We start from the raw sequence: 23,817 nt of genomic DNA on the forward strand, positions 1-23,817 counted from the left end.
ATCTCCTCCAAGATTTCGCAGACCTCCATCTGCGTGGAAGCGCTATATCGGATCGAAGCTTTCAAACAGCTTTCAACCGGGGATGGGTGAGACGACAGGTAGGCTGATGCTGACCACAAGGCCGCTTCTGTCCGGACGATTGCGGACCTCCATGCTGCCACCGGAAGCACGTGCGACGGTGAGGGCAATTGCTAGTCCAAGGCCGCTGCCATCGACCGATCGCTTGGTCGAGCCACGCCGGAAGCGCGAACCCGCATGCGCGATTTCGTCATCAGCCATGCCCGGGCCTTCATCCATGATCTCGGTAAGGGCCCGATCATTCTCGATTTGCAAGCGGATCGATATGAGCGAGCCGGGTGGCGCATAGGCAATGGCGTTGTCGATTACGTTGACGAGGGCTTCTTGCAGCAGCCCCTCGTTTGCCCGCACGACCACCGTGGCATCCGGCGGCTCGAACACGCAGTCCATCCGCCGGCTGCGAATACGTGACCACAACATACGCACCGTCTCGGCGATCGTTTCCTCAAGCGCGATCTGCTCTTGTGGATAGGCGTCGTAACCTTGAGAGGTCCGGGCGCGCGCAAGTGCAAGCAACTGGTTGGTGGTGCGGACAGATCGATCCAGGACGTTCCGGGATGACAGCAAGGTCTGCCTGATATCGTCGAGGTTCTGCTGATGCAATGCGACATCCAGCTGTGTCCTCATTATCGCCATCGGCGTTCTCAGCTGGTGCGAAGCATCGTCCAGGAAACGTCGTTGCTGATCAGCTTGCTCGACGTTTCGTTGCATCAACCGATTGACCGCCTCGACCAGCGGCCGCACTTCAAGCGGCAGCGAAGCGACTTCCACAGGCGTCAGGTCGTCAGGTTCACGTTTGTCGATTGCCTCACGCAGCCGATTGAGCGGCTTGACCGCCGCATAGGCTCCTGCGGCAAGGAGCAATACCAGCGCCAGGATAACCAGAAAATCTCGCAACACCGCACGACCGATCAGCTCGTTTTGGAACGCCACTCTCGAGCCCTTTGTCTCGGCAACCTGAATAATGATGTGCGTACCTTCGGGAGCGGTCGGCGAGAGCGGTCGCTTCAGGGAACCGACGCGGATCGCCTGGCCGAGATAGGTATCGTCCGAAAAGCGGATCTCGCCGCTGGTCAGGTCAGGAGGAGGCGGCAACAGAACGTCACCTATTTGCACGAACCCGTCGTCGGTCGTGACGTTGAAGTATACCGCGCCTTGTGCTGTCAACTCGAAGAATTTGAATAGCTGGTAAGGCTGTTCAACACCGACACCACCGCTTTGTGTTGAAACATTGGAGTCGATCGCGCGGATCGCGCCGGCGAGTGAGCGATCATAGGCGCTGTCTGCCAGTTCGTTAATGGTGGTGGCGCTGAACCAGAGCGTTGAAATCATCCCAACGATCAACGCCGGCAGGGTCCATAAACCCAGTGTGACCGCCAGCCGGCGGCCGGGCAGCGCCCCAGCCTTCCGATTGATCACGTTGCATCCACTTCCAGCACATAGCCTAGTCCACGTAGTGTTCGTATGTGTACGGCTTCCCCAAGCTTCTTGCGCAATCGGTGTGCGATCACCTCGATTGCATCAAGTTGGATGTCCGCATCATATGAGAACATCCGGTCGATGATCTTCTGCTTCGACATCGGCTCGCCGGCATGTTGCAGAAGGATGCGAAGCATCGAATGCTCTCTCGGTGTAAGCTCAAGAGGCTCTCCATCGAGAGAGAAGCGTTGCTCGGCCGAATGATAACTCAAGGGACCGGATGCAAAAGTGCCGGCGTTCTTGCCGTGAGCACGTCGAACCAGTGCAACAAGTCGCGCTTCGAGCTCCTCAATAGCGAAAGGCTTGGCCAGAAAATCGTCAGCCCCCTGATGCAGGCTTTCGATGCGCTCGGCCAGAGAATCCCGTGCAGTCAAGATCAGGGCAGGCGTAGTGTCACCCCTTGATCGCATTGCTGAGAGCAGCGACCGCCCGTCCATCTGTGGTAATCCGAGGTCAAGAATGATGGCATCGAATTCTTCCGTCTGGAGGCGCTTATTGGCGACAAGGCCGTCTTCTGACCATTCGGTCATGAAGTCGTATCGCTGGCTCAAGGCTTTCATGAGCCATTCCGCCAGCTCGATATCGTCCTCGATCAGTAGTATTTTCACGAGCGTCCTCCAGTGCTGGAGATATGTCCGCATGTCTTCGTAGATGACAAGACCAGAAATTTGGCGAGCTTCACTCTGCCATTCGGCTCATCGGAGGACGTTTAGCAACCGTCCTTGAAATTGCAGAACAGGCAGTATCAAGTCTCATATTCGACCGTTATCTCACGAAGTATATCTTTTCAGACACTTGCTCTATCTGGCCGACCTGTCGCTGGTTAATATTCTTTCAAGGCGAATGAGCGTATCGCTACGGCACCTTTACGCCCTCATGTCGGTCACTGAGGCCACCGTTTCGCCTAACTGAGAGCAGTCATCCTCTTAGCCGGCGCCACCATCATCCCTTTAAACCAACAGCGGTTGTGCCGAAATCTGGAGCGCGCTCAGGACTTCACTTCCGCAAGAGCGCGTCGCAGAGGGGCATCTGAAATCTGGATCGTACCATGAAACGGAATGTCCATATCCAGGACCAAGTAAAAAGCCGTTGCAATCAGACCGGCTGCAACCGCAAAAGACAGAACCACGATCGCATTGCGGGGGGCACGATAACCGAAGCTGCCGAAGATTAGCGTGAGCCAGGCGGCCAGCAGGGCGATTAACGGCATTGGTATTGCACCTTCAGCGTTTTCCACGATACCCCACCTCTGTTCGACCAGCCGGTGATACTGCTGCCGGATGTCGATCAGCAAATTCTGCTGGAAGTCTCCAGACGGCTGGATTGAGAGGAGCGCGTTTCCGACCGCATCGAGCGCACGCCCGGCTTCATCAGGCTTGGTCATGTCAGCTCTGGCGGGATTTTCAACAGCATGCACCAGGTAGTCCTGAAGCCTGTCTCGGGCCTCCCTGCCTGTAAGGCCGTACGTCCGTAACGAGCGGTCGAGTAGGATGATATTGGTCGAGAAAGCATGGACGCTGGTATCGATGCTTTCGTAGGTGTTCTTGGCCGAGTTGATCATAAGACCGAAAACCAGTCACGACATTACAACGAAGATGTTGGCAACAAGCCGGACGACCGCGTTTGTCTCATCGTCGCGGTGCCGGGCGGGCATCTTCGGGGACAGAACCATCGCTCCGTTAGATGCGGCCGACAGGCTTAGGAATATCGTAGCGGCAATCCAAATTTCGTTCATCGATATTCCAGCGCGCATAGATCAGGTATCGCTCTATCCTACCGTATCAAATGCTGTCGAGCCAAGCTGCCTGATTCTTAAGATCCTGCTTCTTATGGATGATGCCTCGGCAGCGAAGAGCCGCAATAGTCCAGCCACGCGCGCAGATCGACTGACAGCTCTGAAGCGATGGCGCTCTCGTTCGAAAAACGCGACATTGGATTAGAACGCGCCGGCCACCGCTATCACTGACTTAAGATGCAAGGGAACGGCTCAAGGCCGCAGCGGGCATTTCGTGTAGGCAGGCGGTCTCAACCCGGTTTCGTCCAAGGGCTTTTGCTCGGTACAGAGCACCATCGGCGCTCGCGAGCATTTCGGCGAGGTCATGGCAGTCCGGTGCCGCAAGACCAATACTGACGGTCGCCTGGGTCTTCAGGCCCTCTGCTCGCGCGGCTGTGATGGCGAACCGGCGTGCGATCACCGAGCCACGACTGAGAGCTTGATGATGGTCGCACCGTGGCAGGAGTGCGGCGAATTCCTCACCACCCAGCCGGACAAGAAGCGCGTCGGGTCCCGCTTCTTCGCGGGCGGTCTCTGCGAACAGCTTGAGAATCTGATCTCCGACTGGATGGCCGTGACGGTCGTTGATCGCCTTGAAGTGGTCGAGATCGAAGGCAAGCAGGGAGACGGGGTGGCCTTGCCGCTCCCTGATGATCCGAGCTGCCTGCTCAAAAAAGGCGTGGCGGTTCGCAAGCCCGGTCAACTGATCGGTTTGCGACAGGCGGAGCAGGTGCTGCTTCTCCTCCTCTCGAACGATCATCAAAAAGGACATCGGCATCGCTACAGAATACAAGACGGCCTCGTACATCGTCGCCTTTCCGATGGTGGAGAGAATATCTGCCCCGTACCGCTGGAGGAGGATAGGGGCAATGAACGCGCGGCCGAGGTAGAACACGGCATGGACGGCCGAGATCGCTACTGCGATCGGACGTGAGCGCAGTCCCTGAACCGTGCGGCTGCGCAGAAGTATCCACGCTGTCAGGCCGCAGGTCAGCGCGATGGGGAGAGACGAGACATGGTTCCAGAAGGCGGCCGGGAAGTGCGTGCCCGCGATCGCCCAGGCGAGGGCCAGGAAGCTTAGCGCTCCAGCAGACGACCAGACATATCGGTGACCGTCAAGGCCCGCGATGGCGTTTAGGACCAAAAGGTAGCCCAACATCATCAGGATGTTCGTCGCCCCCATGCCGAGCGCGACCGAGATGTGGCTGCGGTTCATTGCAAGTGCGCAGCCGAGAACAAACGCGAAGAGAGCCGCGGCCATAACACCGAGCACGCGTGCGCGACCTGGATGAGCCTGCCTTTCCCAAAGGAGAAGCGAAGCTGACACCAGCAGCGTTCCGATTGTTAAGTACCAGAGAGTTTGTAAATCGATCTGCATTGCTTTGCCTGCCTCGAGTCAAAGCTTACAGAGAGGTGTTTGAAGGATTCTTTACGTAGCCTCCTATGCCGCCGACATGGTTGGCGTAACGTTAAGCGTGGCGTTAAATGCCTGCACTACTGCAGTGGGTTGTTTCTCGCTGTCATACAACTTTCCAGCGAATCGAATGAGACGGTCGCATCTTTAGCCGCCGCTAGACCCGCACCAGGTGGAAGGTGATATCGTTTTCAGTACAGAAAACATCATCGGTTTGCATCCAACCGAGAGCGCCATTGAAGCTGCCCGGCATATAACCAGAATGTCGCCTCGTCATTCCCAACCGCCTGCACCAAGGTAGCCGAGCGAAGCATGATCTCGCTGGGCGGCGCGTTCTCTGCGGCTCGGCGCCCGTGTGGCAAGATTCAACCGTGTTGCGCCGCAACAAAGTCTGGGTCGTGTTTCTGTGAACAGTGGCAGCCTGGTCAGTCTGGCGAGAACGAGCCGACGACGAAGTGGTAGCGCTATCATACTTCCACGAACACTTGCCAATCGACCAACCTCACAATAGCTTACGTTATGCGCGGTAGAATTCCATCTGATGTTCTTCTCCGGCCTGAAGACCTGGCTCTGCTCGAAAGAGTATTTGCGCAGGCAGTGCCGATACACGACACGCATCCCGACGAGCTCGCGATGCTGCTTTTCCGCTTGTTCCAGGAAGGAATGAGAGACGAGAAGAAACTGCTGACAGCGGCCGAAGCGTGGTTGCTGAAAGCCGACCTTGCGCCCTTTGACCCGATCGAGAGCGATGAGGTAGCAGATGCCGTCTCGGTTACCTTCGCAAGCGGAAAGATCGAACAGTACGANTGCCGTCTCGGTTACCTTCGAAAGCGGAAAGATCGAACAGTACGATCTGGTCGTCATTGCGGAGGGCGTAGGCTCATCTACCCGCCAACTTGTAATCCCTCGGCAGGCTGACACAGCGTTCCTCCACTAATGAGCTGATGAACTGCCTAAGGAATCTTAGTGATTTGATCTCTAATGACCGGGTCGTAGGTTCTGATCCCATCAAAAGCTAAGCTAAACACAATTGGTTTGCAGTCGCCCCAAAGCAGTCATCCAGTACCGCCCCTTTGCCCAGGCCACTCTCACGTCGCCATGTGCCGATCCCATATCTGCATCAGTGCTGTCACAGCTTCGTTGATATCGCCGCCATCAGCACCGTCCCGTGCTTCAAATGCGATACCCATCAGAAAGGTATGAAACAGGGTCGCCAACCCACGTACATTCGTGGTGCTGACAAGCTCTCCTCCATCGACTGCACGCCTGATGCAGGTTTCGATGCCCGCACGATTTCGCATCCGGTCGGCTGCGAGCACATCATCTACGTGACGATTTTCGGGCGCACAGTTGTTGGCCCCCAGGATCATTAAGCATCCTGGCGGGTGTGTCTTGTCGGTTTGCATCCTTGCGGAAAGCCTCAGAGCCGTCTCGATAGCTTCGCGTGGTGGCAGAGCGTCATTCTTTAGGCTTGCAGTTACGCGCCCGTAGGAGGCCTGATAGCGCAGGACGACCTCGTCGAAGAGGGCTTCCTTAGACCCGAAGGCCGCATAAAAACTTGCCGGAGAAATGTCTCCCATCGCGGCTTTCAGTTGATTGAGAGAGGTCGGCTCATAGCCCTGCTCCCAGAATAGGATCATCGCGGCATGCAGTGCCTTGTCTCTGTCAAACGCCCTTGGCCGCCCAGTTCGAGCCATATCGTGCCTCCGTGATTTATTCTGTACTATTCGATCCAGAATATCTTGCCAAGGGTGCTTGATGTCGATATCTGGATCGTTCGATCCATATGTCGAGGTTCATGAAATCAATGAGAACTACCGAATTTGAAAAAGACACCCAACGATTGCCTGTTGCTGGGTTGCTGGCACTGGCGATGACTGGCTTTATTTGTATTCTTACAGAGACCCTACCCGCGGGGCTTCTGCCGCAGATCACTGAGGGTTTAGCCGTTTCTCCATCCCTTGCTGGCCAGATGGTGACTGTCTACGCCCTCGGTTCGCTGCTCGCGGCGATTCCTTTGACCATTGCCACAAGCAGTTGGCGGCGCAGGACAGTCCTGCTGTCCACCATCATTGGGTTTCTGATCTTCAACACTGTGACTGCGATTTCGTCCAACTACACACTCACATTGGTCGCACGTTTCTTTGCTGGCGTTGCCGCTGGTTTGGCTTGGAGCCTTTTGGCAGGCTATGCACGACGCATGGTCCCTGCACATCAACAGGGGAAGGCGATGGCGATCGCTATGGTAGGAACGCCGATCGCGCTGTCGCTTGGCGTGCCGATGGGGACATGGCTTGGTGCGCAGGTCGGCTGGCGAACCGCCTTTTGGATCATGTCGATATTGACATTGATCCTGATCGGCTGGGTCATAATGAAAGTGCCGGACTATCCAGGCCAGAAGAAGGGCGATCGACTGCCCCTGCTTCGGGTATTTTCAACCCCCGGCGTTCGACCGGTCCTTTCCGTTGTCGTTGCATGGATGCTCGCGCACAACATTCTCTACACCTATATCGCACCCTTCGTTCAGTCGGCCGGGCTCCAGGATCGGGTCGACCTTGTTCTCCTTGTATTTGGATTGGCCGCGCTCGTCGGTATCTGGATGGCGGGAAAGCTGGTCGACCGTCTCCCGCGAGCGACCGTGCTGACCAGTCTGGCCGCCTTTGCACTGGTATCCCTGCTTTTCGGGACCGTTTCGATGTCGTCTTGGTTGATATATGGTGGCGTTGCCATTTGGGGCCTGACATTCGGCGGCGCCGCAACGCTCTTGCAAACCGCCCTGGCAGACACCGCGGGTGATGGTGCAGACGTTGCTCTTTCGATGAACGTCGTCGCCTGGAATGGCGCCATCGCGGGCGGGGGAATCATGGGCGGTATTCTTTTGGACGCCTATGGCCCAACGGCGTTTCCATGGGAGCTGACCGTTTTGCTGATCATCGCCCTTTTGATCGCCTGGTCCGGACGGGCGCGCGGATTTACTCCGGGTGCACGCACTTCCAACGCAAAGGTGGGGGGACACTGACGCTTCACCAAGACATGGATCGGTCCTATCGTTGCAGCGATGGGGCCGAAACACGACCGCGACTGAAATGCGGAGCCATGTCTCCCATTGGCACGTAGTAACAACGGGTCAGCGGTTCGATTCCGTTCAAGGCGCTATATGATCTTGTCGTTCAACACCCTAAAACGCGATACCGGCCGATCGGCAGCATCATAGGACGGCCGGAGACCGGGTCGGTGATGATCTGGCTTTCGAGGCCGAACACGGCGCGCATGTTCTGTTGTGTCAGGACCTCTTCGGGCGAGCCGGAGACATGCACCCGACCGTTGGCGATGGCGACCAGATGGTCGGCGTAGCGCGCCGCGAGATTGAGATCGTGAAGAACCATGACGACCGTCGTGCCGCGCTCGCGGTTTAGATCGGTCAGTAGGTCGAGAACTTCGATCTGGTGGCTGATGTCGAGGAATGTCGTGGGCTCGTCGAGCAGTAGTATGTCGGTCTCCTGCGCCAGTGCCATGGCAATCCAGACGCGCTGGCGTTGACCGCCGGAAAGCTCGTCTACCGGTCTTTCCGCAAGTTCGGTCGTGCGCGTGGCGGTCAATGCCGCATCGACGGCCTCATCATCCTTTCGCGTCCAGCGGGAGAACAGGTTTTGGTGCGGATGTCGGCCGCGGCTGACCAGATCGGCGACCGCAATGCCCTCAGGTGCGATCGGCGACTGGGGGAGGAGGCCCATGGTCCGGGCGAGCTGTCGCGGCGACATGCGGTGGATCGACTTGCCGTCGAGCAGGACCTGACCGCCACGCGGCGACAAAAGCCGCGACATGGCTCTCAGCAGCGTGGACTTGCCGCAGGCATTGGCGCCGACGATAACCGTGATCCGGCCCGGCGCGACCGAAAGGTCGAGGTCATGCAGGATGTCACTCGTGCCGTATCCCGTCGACAGCCCGAGGACATCGAGCATATGGTCTGGCATTGCCTCTTTCATAGCGAGCTTCCGATCCGGTTGACGCGTACAATCAAGTAGATGAGGTAGGGCGCGCCGAGCGCTCCGGTGACGACGCCGACCGGATAACGGCTCGGCAGAATGAACTGACCGACATAATCGCCCGCCAACACCAGTACAGCGCCGATTAGAGCCGCCGGGATAAGTGGTGATCCGCTATTGCCGACAATGCGCGCAGCGATCGGCCCCGACAGGAATGCGACGAATGCGATCGGCCCGGACACCGCGGTCGCCGACGCGATCATGCCGACGGCCGCAACCATGATCAGCATGCGGGTGCGGGCTACCTCGACACCGAGTGCGGATGCCGTGTCGTCTCCCAGGCGAAGAGCTTCCAGATCTCGGATACGGGAGAGTAGGAGCCCGCCGAAGACGGCGAGCGAAGCCAGAAGCGGAACTGCTTGAGCGAGTTGCGCGCCGTTGACGCTGCCGGTCAGCCAGCGCATCGCCTCCTGCAGGTTCCAGGCTGGTGCGCTGGAGAGAATATAGGCGATGACGCTTTCCAGCATGGCCGAAATGCCGATGCCGACCAAGATCAGCCGCGTTCCGGCCACCCCGTTGCGGAAGGAGAGGCCGTAGACAAGCATCGCGACCCCAAGTCCCGCGACGACCGCGATGATCGAAACGATCGGACCGTTCAGCGACAGGACAATGATGGCAAACACCGCCGCAGCACTTGCGCCCGAAGTTATCCCGATGATGTCGGGGCTGGCTAGGGGATTGCGCAACATCAGCTGGAAGGTGACGCCGCCAAGACCGAAGCTCAATCCGGCGAGAACCGACGTCACAGCACGCGGCAGCCTCAGCTGCCCGACAGTAAAGGATGCGCCGGCGATCTGTTCGCCAAGCAGGACACGGATCACATCGAGTGGTGGCGTGAAGGCCTGGCCGATCGTGAGGCTGACTGCAAACAGTGCCAGGACAAGCAAGGTCAGAATGAAGATCACGCTTCGGTAGCGGCGCTGTCGGCGTCGGCGATTGTCAATCAGTGTCCGGAGCGAGGTGGAAACCATCATCAGAGTTCCCGCACGCGCTGGCGGCGTACGATCCAGATGAAGAACGGCGCTCCGATCAATGCAGTCAGGATACCCACATCGATCTCCGCCGGCCGCGCGGCAATGCGGCCTGCAACGTCGGCTGCGATCAGAAGACAGGCGCCGCCGACCGCCGAAAACGGTAGAAGCCAGCGGTGGTCTATCCCGACCAGAAGCCGGCAGACATGCGGAACGACAAGTCCGAGGAAGCCGATCGGGCCGCAGACGGCAGTCGTTGCGCCACAGAGAAGAATAGCGCCGATCGAGGCGGAGGCTCGGGCAAAGGCAACCCGTTCGCCCAGGCCGACAGCAATCTCGTCACCCAGTGCCAGCAGGTTCAATTTGCGGGCCGAGATAAGGCTGATCGCGAAACCGACGGCGAGAAACGGCAGGACCGGCCAGATCCTCTCTGATGTCGCACCGCCAATGCCGCCGATCTGCCAGGAGCGGATGCCGCCGGCTATATCGGCGCGGGGCAGAACCACGGCAATGACGAGGGACGCAAAGGCGACTGACGTCGCGGCCCCCGCCAGTGCCAGCTTCAACGGCGTCGCGCCGCCGCGTCCGAGCGAGCCGATCGTGTAGACGAACACGGCAGCGAGCGCCGCTCCTGAAATCGCCGACCAGATGAAGGCTTCCGCTGTCTCGATCTGAAACCAGACAATGCCGATCACCACGGCGAGCGACGCACCCATGTTGACCCCAAGGATACCGGGATCGGCAAGCGGATTGCGGGTGACGCCCTGCATCACGGCGCCGGCAAGACCAAGTGCCGAACCGGCCAAGAGACCAAGAAGCGTTCGCGGGATACGCAATGCGACGGCAGCCTGGCCGAGGCTGTCCGTTCGGCCAGCGAGAGCAGCAGTGATATCGCTCCAGCTCACGTCGCGTGTGCCGACCGTAACCGACAACGCGCAGAGCGCGGCGAGCAGCGCCACGACACCGGCAAGCCACAGGGCGCGGTTGCGGTTCGTTAGCGCGATGGCAGATACGCGGTGTTTCGCGTCGGGGGGGCGAGCCGTCATCATCAGTTTAGAGCGGTCGTGCCCACGGCCTTGGACAATAGCGCCACGTAGTCCTTCAGCAGCCAGGAGATCGAAAGCGGCGTCGGGTTAGCGGCTGTGCCGAGCGGATTGCGGCTGAGCATGACGAGCCCGCCCTTCGCCACCGCCGGCATGCGCGAGGTCAGCGGATTGGTTTTCAGAGCATCGAAAAGCTTCTCGCCCCCATAGGTGACGACGATATCGACGTCGTCGAAAGCATCGATCCGCTCGGCACTGACGGATCCGGAAAACTTGCCTGAGCGCGATGCTTCCACCACGCTTTTCGGCGAGGTCAGGCCGAGATCGGCAAAGAACTTCACGCGGGTATCGTGGGCTGTGTAGAAGTTGACCGTGCTGAGGTCGGTCGGGTCGAGATGGGTGATGAACATCGCCGACTTGCCCGTTATCTCCGGATGGCCTGCGACTGTATCGACGATCTGTCCCTCGATCCTTGTGATAAGGGCCTCTCCCTCGGCCGACATTCCCATGCCGGCGCTATTGAGCCGGATCATTGCCCGCCAGTCGGTCGACCACGGCGCGTCGGGAAAGGCAACGACCGGCGCGATCAGGCTCAGCGTGTCGTAATCCGCTTGGCTGAGGCCGGAATAGGCGGCGAGTATCACATCGGGCCGGGTCGCGGAGACCGCCTCGAAATCGATGCCGTCTCCCTCGTCGAACAGCACAGGCGTTTCAGCTCCAAGTTCCTTCAGTCGCTCCGCCACCCAAGGCAGTACGCCATCACCGTCATCATCGCCGAAATTTGCGCGGGCAAAGCCGACAGGCACGATACCAAGCGCGAGCGGCACTTCGTGATTGGCCCAGGCGACCGTTGCGACACGCACGGGTTTCTTCGTGATATCAGCGGTTCCGAGCGCGTTCTTGAGGACGATGGGATAGGCCTGACCGTCGGCTGCGGCCGCCACGCCCGGAAGCGCAGGGAAAAGACATACTGCCGCAAATCGCACGGCAAGGATAAAAGACAGCTTCATCGGGTGACCTTTTCCTCACTTAAAAGTGGACACTCATTCTCAGGTTCACGAGACGGCGTCAACGAGAAGCCGACAGTTGCGCAAATGTCGGCTTGCAATTTCCGTGGTTTTCTACAATTTCAGAAAAAGATACAATACCGGAGTATCATTCTCAAGTTATCAGCGTTTCAGGGGACATTTCTGGTAAGACACTTGCTGCGGCTAAAGCAGTTCATTGCTTGGGCGGGTAATGACTTTGCGGCCTTTCCCCCGAAGATCACGCCAACCTTGGAATTCGCAATATGGATATGGATATAGCAGGCCGCTGCGCGTACCGGATTACCACTCGCTCCTCGAAAGCTGTCCTCCTCGCTTGTACGGCGCTTGTCTCGCTGTCACCGACCATGTTGGCCGCGCAGGAAGCCGGCAGCTCGATGTCCAATACGACCTTGGCGCCGATCGTGATCAGCGGAAGCGGCACGACGCTCGATACGAGCAACGATTCCCTATCGATCGTCGCGACGGAGACCACCGCAGTCGGCAGAATGCCGACCGATATTCTCGTTGCGCCGGCATCCATCTCCGTCATCACGTCGAAGGAGATCGAGGAGCGTGGCGCCGACAGCGTCGAGAAGGTGGTGCAGTATACGGCTGGTGTGGTGACCGACTATTACGGTGGTGACGATCGTTACGACTATATCGATATTCGTGGTTTCACGCCTTACACCTATCGCGACGGGCTGGCGATCGGCCGCACATTCGGCGGCGTCAAGGAAGAACCCTATGCCTATGAGCGCATCGAGGTTCTGAAGGGCACGAGTTCTTCGGGATTCGGCGCGGCCGAACCGGGCGGCGCAATCAATTACGTGACGAAGCTGCCGAAGACCGAACGCTTCGGAGAGGCCTATGCCACCGGCGGCTCATTCAGCCACAAGGAAGGTGGCTTCGACTTCGGCGACAATCTGACCGAAGACGATACGCTGTCCTACCGTCTCACCGGCAAGTTCCAGAATGCTGATGCGGAATACGATTATTCCAAGGACAACGAGAAGTTCCTCATGGGCGGCCTCACATGGCGCCCGACCGATCTTACCAGCCTGTCCTTCGTTTTCGATCATCTCGACAAGGACGGCATTCCGGGCAGCGGCGGTCAGCCGATCGGGTCGGACTTCGATCGCGACAAGTTCTTCGGTGAGCCGGACTATTACTTCCTGACCACAAACCGCAATTCCTACAGCCTGATGTTCGACCACGACTTCGACAACGGCCTGAGCTTCGGTTCGAAAGCGCGCTACAGCAATTCCGATACCGCGTTCGGAAGCGCCTATCTGTCGAATACGCGTACCGACGGCTCGAACCTCGCGGATCGCTACTTCTTTGGAAGCGATACCTCGACCGAGCAATTCGTTGTCGATGCGCACCTGATGTACGAAAAGGATTTCGACAATGTCGAGACCCGGACGCTCGTCGGCATCGACTACAACAACTTCAAGTCGGACAATTACGGGCTGTACGATACGAGTGCACCGCCGATCAGCACGACCGATCCGGTTTATACCGGCGGACCGGTTTCGACCGACCCAACCTACGGTACCGCAAACGACCAGAAGACGACGGGCCTGTACCTGCAGCAGGATCTGACCTTCTGGGACAAGCTCACCACCAGCATCGGCGTGCGCAACGATTGGTTCGATCTGAGCCAGGACGACCTTTTCTCGAGCGCGTCGGATTCCGATACGCAGAGCAAGTTCACAAAGCGGTTCGGCGTAAGCTACAAGATCACCGAGGAAGTCGCAGCATTCGCAAGCTACGCCGAGTCTGCTGCACCTCCCGGCATCGGGACCGAGCCCACGACTGGACGCCAGTATGAGGTTGGCATCAAGTACCGTCCGGAAGCCTTCCCCGCACTGTTCACGGCGTCCGTCTATGACCTGACGAAGAGCAATATCACCGTCTACGACAGCGTCACCTATCTGCCGTCGACAGTCGAAAAGGTCCGCCACCGTGGTTTCGAACTTGAAGCTAAGGCAGAAGTGACCGAGAGCATCGACGTGATCGCAGCCTATAGCTATATCGACTCTAAGATCGACGAGCCCGGTGGCGTCAATGACGGCAATCGTCTGATGCGTGTACCCAAGCACCTGGCATCTGTGTGGACGACCTACACGCTGGACGGCGAGGGCGCCCGCGGCGACATGACGTTCGGCGTCGGCGGCCGATACATGGACTCCTACTTCCTCGATCTTGCCAATAGCGGATCTTCGGAAAGCGCCTTCGTGTTCGATGCCTCCTTCACCTACAAGATCCAGAAGAATACGACGTTCCAGCTCAACATGAGCAACGTGTTCGATGAAAAGCACATTGCAAGCCAGGACAGCGGCGGCGTCTATTACAATCCAGGCCGTACCGTCATGGCGACGCTGCGCCAGACCTGGTAACGCGGAACTCGAAACGATAAAGCCCACGCGCCTTAAAGCGGGTGGGCTTTTTCTTTGGGATCACATCGTGGCTAGCGTACCTGCAGCATCCGCCGCCAGGCGGCGGGGGTATCGCCGGCGACCTGTCGGAATGCCTTAGTGAAATGCGCCTGGTCGGAGAAACCGAGCTGCGCTGCAATACCTGCAACTCTCAAGTCATTGTCCAGCAGCAGTTTCTTGGCAAGATCGATCCGCCGGGCGAGCTGCCACTGGAGAGGGGTCTTGCCTGTCGTCTGCTTGAAGACGTTGGCAAACCAGCTTTCCGACAGGCCGACGGTGGCCGCCATTTCAGCGACGGTCATCCGGCAGTCACCAAGCCCGTCGATGCGGGCGGCAAGCTTGTTCATCTGCGCCTGGGTCAGACGGCCGTCGGCTTTGCCAGCACCCTGTTCGGAGATCTCGAGCAGTCCGGTGACGATGCTGCCGACCAAGCTTTCCGCATAGACCTCATGACGAGAGAGATTGTCCAGTTCTTCGGCGAGCAGACCGGCAAGCACCTGCAGACCCGGCGCATCCTGTAATTCCGCAGGCTGTTTCAGCGCTGACAATGCGGCAGCCTGCCCGACCGATGGCGACAGGAAGCGCAGCAGACGGTCTTTATGAATATGCAGGTTGAGATGCGAGAAGCGATGAAGTGACGTGCTCGTCGTCCACATCGGCACGCCCGCCGGAATGTAGATTGCCCGGGTCAAGGGCCGGTGATTTAGCTCGAAGTCGCCACTCTGGTTCGAGATGCGGACCCGCGATGATACGTCATCGAAGAAGACCATGATGCGCGGGTCGGCTGCAAGGTAATAGCCGCTGGCGCCTGCTTGGCTTTCCGCCTCCCAGAGAGCGCCGACTATGCCATCGAAGCGTCTCCATTTGACCTGGGAGATCACGCGAATGCCATCTGTGCGCCAAATCATGGAATGCCAGAAAGTCAAAGGGCACACAGCTCCTAGCGGCTCGCGTTGCGCGTTAACACCAATGCATGTCTAACAATCTTGAGAGATGTATCATGCTAGAGAGAGATTCATCAACGGTGATGGATCAGTCGGCCGGGCTCGGTTTGATATCAGGGTAAAGAGGCGTCCGCTGGATGGATTTCTCAAGGCTTCCAGAACGAAAATAATATTGGCTCAAATAGTAGAATATTTTGCAGAATTCTGTCGTTTTCCGGCAATGTTCAGCTTTAAAAATCTAAGCGGCGATTGCAGATACAACAGTGCCGGACAACGTCGCTTGCAAATCCTAACTTATTGAATTTTGAGAAAGTCGTGGAAGGCGTCGCTGGCTCAGATCCAATCAAGACCAATGGTTCGACCTTTTGCTCAACAGGGGCTGCCGCCCATGGCAGCTTTGCGCCTTCAATTCGGTCGTAGAAGTCATCGCCGCGCGCACCTGAAAGCAGACATTGCTCGCGGCGATGTAACGTCGTCGCCTATGCGCCAAAAGCAGTCATCGCAGTGACGTGAAGTGATGCTCGGAATGGTGTCGAGAGACGAAAGAAAGTTCGTAAGGCTATCCAACCGACGCTAGATCGGGCAGACGTAACTGGTAGGTATGTGAGGATTAAAGATGGCCGAAGATGCCGGCGTAATAGCTGTGGACCACACGGGATTCTCGGTCGCCTCGTTGGAGGAGGCGATCCAGTTCTGGACTGAGGCGATGGGTTTCGACCTTGCTCGCCAAGGAGAGATGGGTGGGGAGTTTCTACGGGAGGCTACTGGGGTTGACGACCCCCGTTGCCGAATGGCGCTGGTGACGGCTCCAAATGGCTACCCTATCGAGCTTCTCGAGTATTCGACAGGCCGTACGCTGGGCCAGACACCTCGTAGCGCGGGTGCGATCGGCGCCGCTCATATCGCCCTCACGGTTAAGGATATCCGCACGGCGATCGCGCGGGTTGAGACGGCGGGGTGGGCAGTGAACGGTTCGCCGCAGCCGATACCAGCCGGCCCCCGATGCGGAACAATGGTCGCGTACATCTCCGGCCCGGATGGTATCACTATAGAACTAATGCAGCCGCCTGCTTAGTGAAGGATTGCTGATACTTTACTCTAGCGGCTGGGGCTCAAGGCTATTCGCATCAGCACCACCTATGCAAACCTGCCGCCTGCAAGCGTATATCGCATCATGAGGACGACAGTCGCATGAACCGGACAGCTTGCACACCCTGACTTGTCCGCTTTGGGCCGAAACGAGCTAAGAAATGAGGTCTCCGATGCACCAATTACGGTCATTGCGGCTGCCGCAAAACTCCCTATTCTGCCACGTCGCAGAAGTCAGGAAAATAAGTGTCGTTATAACTAGGATATTTGCGAGGCTGTGTTCCACGTTCGTGGCGGCAGCCAACCTTATGAAGGACTAGGGCCAGTCAATCCGTGACTCTGAATGATAGGAGAGATCTATGACGCAAGGCTTCCGTAAAAGCATATTATTTCCGATCACTCTCATGTTTGCTGGTGTCGCCGCGTTTTTTCTTTTCCTTTTTGTGACAGGGCATGATCCTGACGAAAAGCCGCTGACAATGATCCATTGGATTATCGGCGGAGCGCTGATCGGTCCAGGTTTTGGCTACCTCATCCAATGGAGGCGGGACAGGGACCGATCCAAGTTATAAGCAACTCTTAGCTTTGGCGGCCCTCACAAATTTCCTGTCAACCTCCTGACATCCTTGATCGGGTTTAGGTACGCTGCTCTTCTCGGCGGTTTCTGCGTAGGGCCGACAGGCGGCATGACGCAGAAGCGCCGATATCGTTGAAAAACTCGCCGGATTAGCTGCTCATCCGCCCATTTTGTTTTTCCGGGCGGAGTACCAACGCGTTTCTACATCCGGCATCACCGAACAATCTTCAGCTCCATCGGGTCCGCTGTCATCCGTTCACACTGAAGTCCTACTTGCGCCAGAGAGGCCGAGATATCGACGCCGCAAAGGAAAGACAACATCAGCGCGGCACGCCTATGCTTGGACTTTCCCAAGGGGCATCACCGGATAGCGACTGCTAAGCGTGCCGCGTATCCTGCAAATCGATTTCAGGTACCATTGGCGCCAGTCATGCAGTATCCATTGATGCCCCAATAGCACTGCCGACTGCGTACGATGAGATATGTCGAAGACGCGCTCCGTTTGAGACTCAAGCGTTTTTCGAATGACTACACAACACCTGCGATCAGACCGCATCAGCGTGAAAAGAAATCTTACGTCGCGCCGCCCGCCTAGCTGACAGATGCTGGTCGATCATCGTCTGTCACCATTTGATGCGATTGGCGCAAACCCTCTTAGTCTAAAGCCAACCAATGCATGGTCGATGTTATCTCTGCCGGATCGTAGGGCTTTGGAAAAAAGACGGTGTGGGCAGGAATGCCGCCGTCTTCGAGCCGGAAGTGACCGGATGTGATGATGATCTTAATCGGTGGGCAGCGAGCCCTTACAGCCGCCGCGAGCTTCAATCCGTCCATTGTCCCTGGCATGTCAATGTCGGTAAACACGATGCGGATATCGCTGCGTCCCTCCAGGATGTGGATGGCTTCGGCGGCATCGCGGGCCTCAACTGCTTCGAAACCAGCGTCCTCAACAAGGTCGATCGCCATCAGCCGTAAAAGCGGTTCGTCCTCTACGACGAGCACCACCTGCTTCTTCGGTGCATTTGCCTGTCCCACCCGGTTATTCCGCATGCTGGAGTTGGTGTAACGGAGCCGTCATCTCTGCTCTGAAGCCTGTAGGAGCGTAACTGATTTCTACGCCGCCTGTTCCGATTAGTCCCATGCGAATAAGCTTGGAACCGAACCCCCTTCTGTCCGGTTCGCGGACTGGCGGACCTCCGGATTCCTGCCATGAGAATATGACGGATGGCTCGTCTTCAACGGTCTTCACACACCAGTCTATCGAGACACGGCCCGCATCAACTGAAAGAGACCCGTACTTGAGCGCGTTGGTTGCCAGTTCATGGAGCATCAGAGCTAGTGATAGTGTGCCCTTTGGCCCAATGGTGATCTCTGGTCCCCTTACTGCTAGTCGCTCCGTCGGAACAAGGCGGTTGAGGGTTGCATCAATGATCTGGGATATCGGAGCCTCGTCCCTGTTATCCAGCAACAGCACGTCCTGAGCGGAACTCAGGGCCCTGAGGCGATTATCAAAAGCCTCAACATAGGAACGGTCGCTAACTGGCCTCAGTGTCTGGCTTGCGATAGCCTGCACCATAGCAAGCATGTTCTTCAGGCGATGGCTCATCTCGCGGTTGATGATCCGCTGCTGTTCTTCCTGCTTCTTCTGGTCGGCAATATCGGAAACGACTATGACTGCACCAGAAAGTTTCCCGGCATTGTCATGAATAGCTTCTCCTACGATTGCTACCCACACCCAGTCTCCGTCAGGTTTCTTGAATCGCACTTCCATCCTGTTCGAAAGGCACTCTCCCGCCAATATCTTAGATAACGGATATTCCTCCGGCCTTACCGCAGTCCCGTCGCGGTGCTCAGCGACAAATACGTCGTACTGATCTTTGCTTCCGACATCGGTTGCGTCCTGGCCGATGATCTGGCGCAAACGCTGGTTTTGCATGACGATCCGGCCGCTTGGGGCCGAGGCGAGGACCACGCCCACGGGCATGCTGTCAAGGACCGTCCGCAACTGCTGCTCGCGATCCCGTAGTTCGTTTTCCATACGAAGGCGCTCGGTCACTTCCACGAACATCACGACGAAACGCTCGTCATCTAGTGGCTGGACATGGCCCTCGTACCAGCGTTCGAGCGAGCCGACCTGACGGGTGAAGACCTTCGCCGTCCCGGAACCAACCACGTCGGCAAATTCCATGACCCACTCGTCTTCGATCCCAGGAAACACCTCACGGATCGTACGGCCCAGAGCAGTTTCCGAGGGCACTCCGACCAACTCGCCCCATGCGCGGTTGACCTCTTTGTAACGCCAATCAACGGCATTTCCCCGGTCGTCGCGGATCAGTTCTCCGAGGATGAAACCTTCTTCGAGTTGCTCGAACAGTCCGCGCCAGTGGGCCTCGCTTTCAGACAGGCGGATCTCAGCCGTCTTTCGATCCGTAATGTCGGTAAAGATCGAAGCGATACGCTCGGAATCCAGCCTACGGATACGGTTCTCGAACCAACGTCCGCCGAGTACAGTCGCGCTGTTGGAATGAAGATAGCTTTCACCGGACTTCAGCACACGATCATAGGCGGGAATCATTTCCTGGACGACATCCGGGAAAAGACCCGTCAAAGTGCTTCCGACAACTCGTTCAGAAGGCAGTCCCGTCAGTTTCGTAAATGCCGGGTTCACGTCTTCAAAAAGCACATCCGTCAACTCACCCTGCTGGTTTCTGATCGCGGTCGCGACGTAGTACCCTTCGTGCATGTCAGCGAAGAGGCTGCGGTATTTAAGCTCCGAAATCCCGACGGCGATTTCTTTCTCGACGACTTTGGCCAACGACTCAAGCGATCGACGATCCCGTTCTGTCCAGTTCCGCGGCTTCGTGTCGATAGCCGCCAAGGCACCCACAAGTTCACCGGTAGGGAGGGATATCGGAACACCGAGGTAGGCGACGACGCCAAGGTCGCCTATCGCATGGTTATCCATGACCAGCTCGTGAGCGTTGGCATTCCTTACGACAAGAGGTGCGTTGTCTTCGACCACATGCTGGCAGAATGAATGCGTCAAAGGTGTCTCGCCCTGCGATGCCCAAGGCTCGGGAAGTCCGCAATGCCCCGCGAATACCTGCCTGTGCCGATCAACGATGGAGATGATAGCTACGGGCACCTCAAGGGAAGTTCGAACATGTTCCGTCAGATGTCCGAACTGCTCGCTCCCCGCGCGATCCAGAAGTCCGCTTCGCCTAATGGCATCGATGCGATTATTTGTAGGTATCAAAATGAGCGTCTCGTCTCTTGCCTCGGAAATGCTGTCGCGCAACTTCACCACCAAAACGGTCCGAGCACTGTCGGAGTAATCACTCAGCCGATATGGAGCTGTCTAGGGCAAATCCAATGTCATGTCTGTCAACAAAGCAAGGGCAAGGGACTTTCTGAGAGTGTGATCTTAAAGGGGGGGCGAGCCAGCTCTCATCGAGTAGGTCGATGGTCTTTGCGCAGTTGTAAACCTGGGACGTTGAGAAGGCGGTTGCGCGCAGAGAGGTCGAGAAGCCCGGTCCTCGCGTTCGAGTACTGGAACAGCGCCATCAGTGTACCCGTCCGTAGTCTGCTGGCCCGTCGTCCCAATCGCCTTTCATAAGCTGAGGCGCTCGCTCCAGCGCCTCCTCTCTAGCGGCGAGGCAACGCCTTACCTAGATGGCATCCGCAACCGGCCTACTGTCAAACCTGCCATTGCCGATGATGACCTTGTACAGGCAGAGAACGTCGAAATCTTCGCCGATCCCCCAGAAAAGGCACCTGGAAGAGGCCGCAACGGCCAGAACATGCTGTGGAGACACTGCCTCCCCTCGTGCGGGTTCTACAAGCACGATCACATCTATTCTCGCTATCTCATCCCAGGCTAACGTGGGGTTGCCGCGCTGACCACACATTGTTCGGACGAAGTGGAGGTCGCCATCCTTACAAACTCGATCCAAGTTTGCCTCAATGCAAGGTTGAAGTTACCGGAAGAAGCGATCAGGAGGCCAGGCGGCGCGCATCCAATGTCAGCGTGACAAGGGCGCCGACCGCGGCCCAGTGATAGGAGAACGTTCCGCCAAGATGGGCTGACACGGTCCGCTAAATCAGAATGCTGCGGTAGCTACCCGCACCTTGCGGTGTAATTACTTCGGGAGCGCCTCTTCGGTTCAGGCAAAAAACACGTCGTCGCCGTCGACCGACCCCGAGACGTCCTTCGGCTCAATCGCTGCCAAAGAAGACCCGACCCGTCACATATGCCTCTGCTACCCAATCCTCGGCACCTCTCCTGAAACGGCCGGAGAACGCCGTCTCGTCGTAGGGAGCGAGCGCCTGAGTAACGGAGGTCAGCGCATGGCGTAATTGGATCTTAGTCCTTGGCAAACACCGTAGCGGACTCTGAGGTGGAGACCATCGTGTTGTAGTCAGAGACAAGCCATTCGAGATTGTCGCCCGCGCCTTTGCGGGCGTCGCCTTTGGCCATTTCGAGTTTTTCGTCGAAATTGCGAAGCTTGGACAGGAGCGACGCCGGGCTGGACTCAAACACGTGGAATGAGTTGGGATGCTGGAGAGCGTAGTCGTCGAACTCCCGGACAGCCTGAGCGTANTGATAAACTGCCTCCGCGGCTTGTGTCTCACGAACATTCCGCTCTCATTCACGCCAGCAGGCTTTAGACTGAGACCCGAAATGCTTATAGGCTAGGGATCCGACTGGATGTTCCTCCGGATCCTTGAACCTTTTCCGTAGATCGAAAGCCCTCCTTTACGCGGACGAGATCGTAGGCCTCGCAGACCCTGGCCACCATCTGAACGTGCAACTCTTGGCTGTCGTCGATGTCGAATGACTGGACCACGCCGGAGCTAATTGCGAAGACCTCATGAGGTTCAAGGCCGCTATTGTCGATCAGCAGGACTTCATCCGCGATCCTCAGGGCTTCGGTCAGCTTCATCAGTGATCCCTTATGCCGCCGGCGGATGTTTTCTTCAGGAATGTCATGACCGCCCTTGAGGACACGCTGCCTAACGCGCTCGACATTCGTCTCGACGGAATCCAGGGCGACGTAATACAGTCCTACTGTGAACCCGGCCGCCTTTGCTTCCTGCATCAACCGTATTGATTGCAGGCTGCTCAGTGTAGTCTCGAAAATAAAGCTTTGCCGAGTTTCGATCATCTCGGCAATTTTCAGGAGTGCGGCTCTGCCAGCCTGCAAGTCGGTCGATCTGCCGTCGTGGTCCGAGGGTATCGCCTTGGCAATTTCATCTGCGTTGATCCAGACACCTTCGAGATCGAGCTTCGCGAACGCGGAAGACTTGCCGGAGCCATTCGGCCTGCGAGGAGTATGCACGACAATTCCGGCATGAAGCGACTGCTACCTCACCGTCGCCGGGGCGCGATCCTTGCGCTCGGTTGCCGACCGATCCTTTGCCTCGTTCTGCTTGTCCTTAGCGGAGATCGACAAACCCATGCGACGGCTCTCGGCAATAGCTTCACGGCCAATCTGCTTTAGAGCTTCCTTGTTTTCGCGGTACTTCTTCAAAAGCATGTTAGATCTCCCTTCCTTGTCTCGATATACCGCTTCAAGCCATCCGCTGCAAATTCTGCTTGGCCAGGCCTGCCGACAGCAACACTGGACCGAGGAACCGCCACGTACCAGCGACAGGGCTTGATCAACGTGTCATGGGTGCCTGTATCTACTAATCGCACCAGTCTGAAACACCCGCACCTGGGGACAAAACGATCTGCGCGCAGTTAGATCGAGCCTTTTGCCTCTGCAAATGCAGATAAACTCTCGTGCCTCGTTCGTGGAACACATGTCCTCAGCTATGCATTCTGATTTCTTGCATGAGGAGACACCAATGCGTAAACTGACGAAAGCTTTTTCTGCCCTATCGATCTCGGTTATGTTAACCTTGACGTCGCTAGGTTCCGTTTCGGCAATGCCGTTGCCCGCGGTCTCAGCTCCAAAGGTCAGCGATGTCGAGCAGGTGCAATTTCGAAATCACCGGCATCACCGACACCATCAATTCAGACATCATCGCGGACACCGTCACCATTACCGCCACCACCGCGGTGATCGACACTACGGTCGGCACTACCGCCGTCATCATCGCAACAACGCTGGCGCAATTATAGGTGGGTTGGCAGCAGGTGCGATAATCGGCGGTGCTCTCGCTAGCCCATCGCGACCGGCATATGCCGGTAATAGTCATCAGTCATGGTGCGCGAACCGCTACCGGACCTACCGAGCCTCCGACAACACATACGTTCCGCGTGTAGGTTATCGAGCTCAGTGCGTTTCGCCTTATTGAAAGTAACAACGCATGAAGGAAGGCGGTAGGAATACCGCCTTTTTGAGGGCTGATACTGCTTTACACCCGGCTGCTCCAGATCTACGGTTAACTACACAGTCTCGACTGGTTGTTATCATCAACTGCTCATAAACTTATGCGCTGCCATGCCGCTGATTTGAATCTGGCAGGGATCGGATAGGCAAGTCTTTCTGTTGGAGCACATATCTAGCGGGAAGGGACCACCGGACCTGCGTAGCTTTCTCTAGCGTAGCGTTGGAGACGCAAGGAAGCGTACACATATCGAAGCGTGATGTTAGCGCGCCGGCGACGACGGGAATGTCTCAATTTCGCCGTCCTTACCAATACTCATGTCTTCTCCGCTGCATAGGCAATCGCAAGGTACTTCGTCAGCCGCAACTCCGCTTTTATTGGCGCTATATGCGGAAACGAGGCCACCGAACGGCAGCTACATTAACTTCTTCGACCGTCCGCCTTCAGGGACGCTTGGTGTGGTGACTCTGATTGTCTGGAGCTATCCGGTCATTGCTGCAGTCCGTAGACGACACTCAGGTTCCTCGGCAGATGACACGGGAACTTAAGTCTGTACGATTTTCGGTCCAGACGTTTGGATTACAATTCGCGACTTAGATG

Annotated in this window: 20 protein-coding genes and 2 pseudogenes; 6 read left to right on the forward strand and 16 right to left on the reverse strand. The window is 57.3% G+C overall.

Annotation, left to right across the window (positions count from 1 at the left end; genetic code table 11):
- Positions 1 to 72: 72 nt before the first annotated feature.
- From IFT66_RS22205 to IFT66_RS22225, 5 genes are all read right to left on the reverse strand, one after another.
- Positions 73 to 1,497, reverse strand: a complete 1,425-nt coding sequence (locus tag IFT66_RS22205; RefSeq protein ID WP_113469371.1) for a sensor histidine kinase N-terminal domain-containing protein — start codon at positions 1,495 to 1,497, stop codon at positions 73 to 75.
- Positions 1,494 to 2,165, reverse strand: a complete 672-nt coding sequence (locus IFT66_RS22210; protein WP_113469391.1) for a response regulator — start codon at positions 2,163 to 2,165, stop codon at positions 1,494 to 1,496. The genes IFT66_RS22205 and IFT66_RS22210 overlap by 4 nt, the downstream gene beginning before the upstream one ends.
- 380 nt (positions 2,166 to 2,545) lie before the next feature.
- Entirely contained in the window at positions 2,546 to 3,133 is a 588-nt protein-coding gene (locus IFT66_RS22215; RefSeq protein ID WP_446737950.1) for a bestrophin-like domain, read from the reverse strand.
- A gap of 391 nt (positions 3,134 to 3,524) precedes the next feature.
- Positions 3,525 to 4,709 carry a GGDEF domain-containing protein gene (locus tag IFT66_RS22220; protein WP_192078987.1) on the reverse strand — a complete coding sequence of 395 codons (1,185 nt, stop codon included), beginning with the start codon at positions 4,707 to 4,709 and terminating at the stop codon, positions 3,525 to 3,527.
- 1,124 nt (positions 4,710 to 5,833) lie between these two features.
- The gene (locus tag IFT66_RS22225) at positions 5,834 to 6,442 is read right to left on the reverse strand and encodes a TetR/AcrR family transcriptional regulator (RefSeq protein ID WP_192078988.1); all 609 of its coding nucleotides are present in this window, start codon (positions 6,440 to 6,442) and stop codon (positions 5,834 to 5,836) included.
- Between the two features lie 110 nt (positions 6,443 to 6,552).
- Here IFT66_RS22225 and IFT66_RS22230 point away from each other — a divergent pair, with 110 nt between their 5' ends.
- On the forward strand, positions 6,553 to 7,764 hold the full coding sequence (locus IFT66_RS22230) for an MFS transporter (RefSeq protein ID WP_249406554.1): 1,212 nt from the start codon (positions 6,553 to 6,555) through the stop codon (positions 7,762 to 7,764).
- A gap of 151 nt (positions 7,765 to 7,915) precedes the next feature.
- Here the strand turns inward: IFT66_RS22230 and IFT66_RS22235 are convergent, their stop codons facing one another.
- Genes IFT66_RS22235 through IFT66_RS22250 form a run of 4 tightly spaced genes read right to left on the reverse strand, consistent with a single transcriptional unit; the run spans position 7,916 to position 11,815 of the window.
- Positions 7,916 to 8,719, reverse strand: a complete 804-nt coding sequence (locus tag IFT66_RS22235; protein WP_192078989.1) for an ABC transporter ATP-binding protein — start codon at positions 8,717 to 8,719, stop codon at positions 7,916 to 7,918.
- Positions 8,720 to 8,727: 8 nt separating this feature from the next.
- On the reverse strand, positions 8,728 to 9,762 hold the full coding sequence (locus IFT66_RS22240) for a FecCD family ABC transporter permease (protein ID WP_192079037.1): 1,035 nt from the start codon (positions 9,760 to 9,762) through the stop codon (positions 8,728 to 8,730).
- A gap of 2 nt (positions 9,763 to 9,764) precedes the next feature.
- Positions 9,765 to 10,808, reverse strand: coding sequence for a FecCD family ABC transporter permease (locus IFT66_RS22245; protein WP_446737951.1), 1,044 nt, complete (start codon positions 10,806 to 10,808; stop codon positions 9,765 to 9,767).
- Between the two features lie 2 nt (positions 10,809 to 10,810).
- Positions 10,811 to 11,815, reverse strand: a complete 1,005-nt coding sequence (locus IFT66_RS22250; protein WP_192078991.1) for an iron-siderophore ABC transporter substrate-binding protein — start codon at positions 11,813 to 11,815, stop codon at positions 10,811 to 10,813.
- 281 nt (positions 11,816 to 12,096) lie between these two features.
- On the opposite strand from IFT66_RS22250, the gene IFT66_RS22255 reads away from it, so the two are divergent.
- Positions 12,097 to 14,232: a TonB-dependent siderophore receptor gene (locus IFT66_RS22255; protein WP_192078992.1), complete on the forward strand. Its 2,136-nt coding sequence runs from the start codon at positions 12,097 to 12,099 to the stop codon at positions 14,230 to 14,232.
- Positions 14,233 to 14,303: 71 nt separating this feature from the next.
- Here the strand turns inward: IFT66_RS22255 and IFT66_RS22260 are convergent, their stop codons facing one another.
- The gene (locus IFT66_RS22260) at positions 14,304 to 15,197 is read right to left on the reverse strand and encodes a helix-turn-helix domain-containing protein (RefSeq protein WP_192078993.1); all 894 of its coding nucleotides are present in this window, start codon (positions 15,195 to 15,197) and stop codon (positions 14,304 to 14,306) included.
- A gap of 661 nt (positions 15,198 to 15,858) precedes the next feature.
- Here IFT66_RS22260 and IFT66_RS22265 point away from each other — a divergent pair.
- From IFT66_RS22265 to IFT66_RS22270, 3 genes and pseudogenes are all read left to right on the forward strand, one after another.
- Positions 15,859 to 16,290, forward strand: coding sequence for a VOC family protein (locus IFT66_RS22265; protein ID WP_342344812.1), 432 nt, complete (start codon positions 15,859 to 15,861; stop codon positions 16,288 to 16,290).
- 27 nt (positions 16,291 to 16,317) lie between these two features.
- Positions 16,318 to 16,410 (forward strand): annotated as a pseudogene (locus tag IFT66_RS23630) (phospholipid methyltransferase); the annotation flags it as partial.
- Between the two features lie 253 nt (positions 16,411 to 16,663).
- Positions 16,664 to 16,876: a hypothetical protein gene (locus IFT66_RS22270; protein WP_062576813.1), complete on the forward strand. Its 213-nt coding sequence runs from the start codon at positions 16,664 to 16,666 to the stop codon at positions 16,874 to 16,876.
- 659 nt (positions 16,877 to 17,535) lie between these two features.
- Here the strand turns inward: IFT66_RS22270 and IFT66_RS22275 are convergent.
- The 6 genes and pseudogenes from IFT66_RS22275 to IFT66_RS23635 form a co-directional block, all read right to left on the reverse strand.
- Complete coding sequence (locus IFT66_RS22275) at positions 17,536 to 17,916, reverse strand: response regulator (RefSeq protein ID WP_342344813.1); 381 nt, start codon at positions 17,914 to 17,916, stop codon at positions 17,536 to 17,538.
- A gap of 4 nt (positions 17,917 to 17,920) precedes the next feature.
- Positions 17,921 to 20,179 (reverse strand): PAS domain S-box protein, encoded by a 2,259-nt coding sequence (locus IFT66_RS22280; protein ID WP_192078996.1) that lies wholly within the window; start codon positions 20,177 to 20,179, stop codon positions 17,921 to 17,923.
- Between the two features lie 1,065 nt (positions 20,180 to 21,244).
- A pseudogene (locus tag IFT66_RS22285) lies at positions 21,245 to 21,481 on the reverse strand (pantothenate kinase); the annotation flags it as partial.
- 85 nt (positions 21,482 to 21,566) lie between these two features.
- Positions 21,567 to 22,220: a zeta toxin family protein gene (locus IFT66_RS22290; RefSeq protein ID WP_342344814.1), complete on the reverse strand. Its 654-nt coding sequence runs from the start codon at positions 22,218 to 22,220 to the stop codon at positions 21,567 to 21,569.
- A 24-nt stretch (positions 22,221 to 22,244) separates the two neighbouring features.
- Positions 22,245 to 22,418 (reverse strand): hypothetical protein, encoded by a 174-nt coding sequence (locus IFT66_RS22295; RefSeq protein ID WP_192078998.1) that lies wholly within the window; start codon positions 22,416 to 22,418, stop codon positions 22,245 to 22,247.
- Between the two features lie 412 nt (positions 22,419 to 22,830).
- Complete coding sequence (locus tag IFT66_RS23635; protein WP_249406571.1) at positions 22,831 to 23,085, reverse strand: hypothetical protein; 255 nt, start codon at positions 23,083 to 23,085, stop codon at positions 22,831 to 22,833.
- On the opposite strand from IFT66_RS23635, the gene IFT66_RS23640 reads away from it, so the two are divergent.
- Positions 23,014 to 23,184, forward strand: a complete 171-nt coding sequence (locus IFT66_RS23640) for a BA14K family protein (RefSeq protein WP_249406567.1) — start codon at positions 23,014 to 23,016, stop codon at positions 23,182 to 23,184. The genes IFT66_RS23635 and IFT66_RS23640 overlap by 72 nt on opposite strands.
- Positions 23,185 to 23,817 lie beyond the last annotated feature (633 nt).

Source organism: Rhizobium sp. CFBP 13726 (genome assembly GCF_014841925.1).
Lineage (GTDB): Bacteria > Pseudomonadota > Alphaproteobacteria > Rhizobiales > Rhizobiaceae > Neorhizobium > Neorhizobium soli.

What these genes read in the sequence shown, in the direction of transcription:
- IFT66_RS22220 (WP_192078987.1), bottom strand. Translation starts at nt 4,709, where the DNA reads ATGCAGATCGATTTACAAACTCTCTGGTACTTAACAATCGGAACGCTG.
- IFT66_RS22230 (WP_249406554.1), top strand. Translation starts at nt 6,553, where the DNA reads ATGAGAACTACCGAATTTGAAAAAGACACCCAACGATTGCCTGTTGCT.
- IFT66_RS22270 (WP_062576813.1), top strand. Translation starts at nt 16,664, where the DNA reads ATGACGCAAGGCTTCCGTAAAAGCATATTATTTCCGATCACTCTCATG.
- IFT66_RS22235 (WP_192078989.1), bottom strand. Translation starts at nt 8,719, where the DNA reads ATGCCAGACCATATGCTCGATGTCCTCGGGCTGTCGACGGGATACGGC.
- IFT66_RS22225 (WP_192078988.1), bottom strand. Translation starts at nt 6,442, where the DNA reads ATGGCTCGAACTGGGCGGCCAAGGGCGTTTGACAGAGACAAGGCACTG.
- IFT66_RS23635 (WP_249406571.1), bottom strand. Translation starts at nt 23,085, where the DNA reads ATGACTATTACCGGCATATGCCGGTCGCGATGGGCTAGCGAGAGCACC.
- IFT66_RS22245 (WP_446737951.1), bottom strand. Translation starts at nt 10,808, where the DNA reads ATGACGGCTCGCCCCCCCGACGCGAAACACCGCGTATCTGCCATCGCG.
- IFT66_RS22240 (WP_192079037.1), bottom strand. Translation starts at nt 9,762, where the DNA reads ATGGTTTCCACCTCGCTCCGGACACTGATTGACAATCGCCGACGCCGA.
- IFT66_RS22250 (WP_192078991.1), bottom strand. Translation starts at nt 11,815, where the DNA reads ATGAAGCTGTCTTTTATCCTTGCCGTGCGATTTGCGGCAGTATGTCTT.
- IFT66_RS22255 (WP_192078992.1), top strand. Translation starts at nt 12,097, where the DNA reads ATGGATATGGATATAGCAGGCCGCTGCGCGTACCGGATTACCACTCGC.
- IFT66_RS22295 (WP_192078998.1), bottom strand. Translation starts at nt 22,418, where the DNA reads ATGCTTTTGAAGAAGTACCGCGAAAACAAGGAAGCTCTAAAGCAGATT.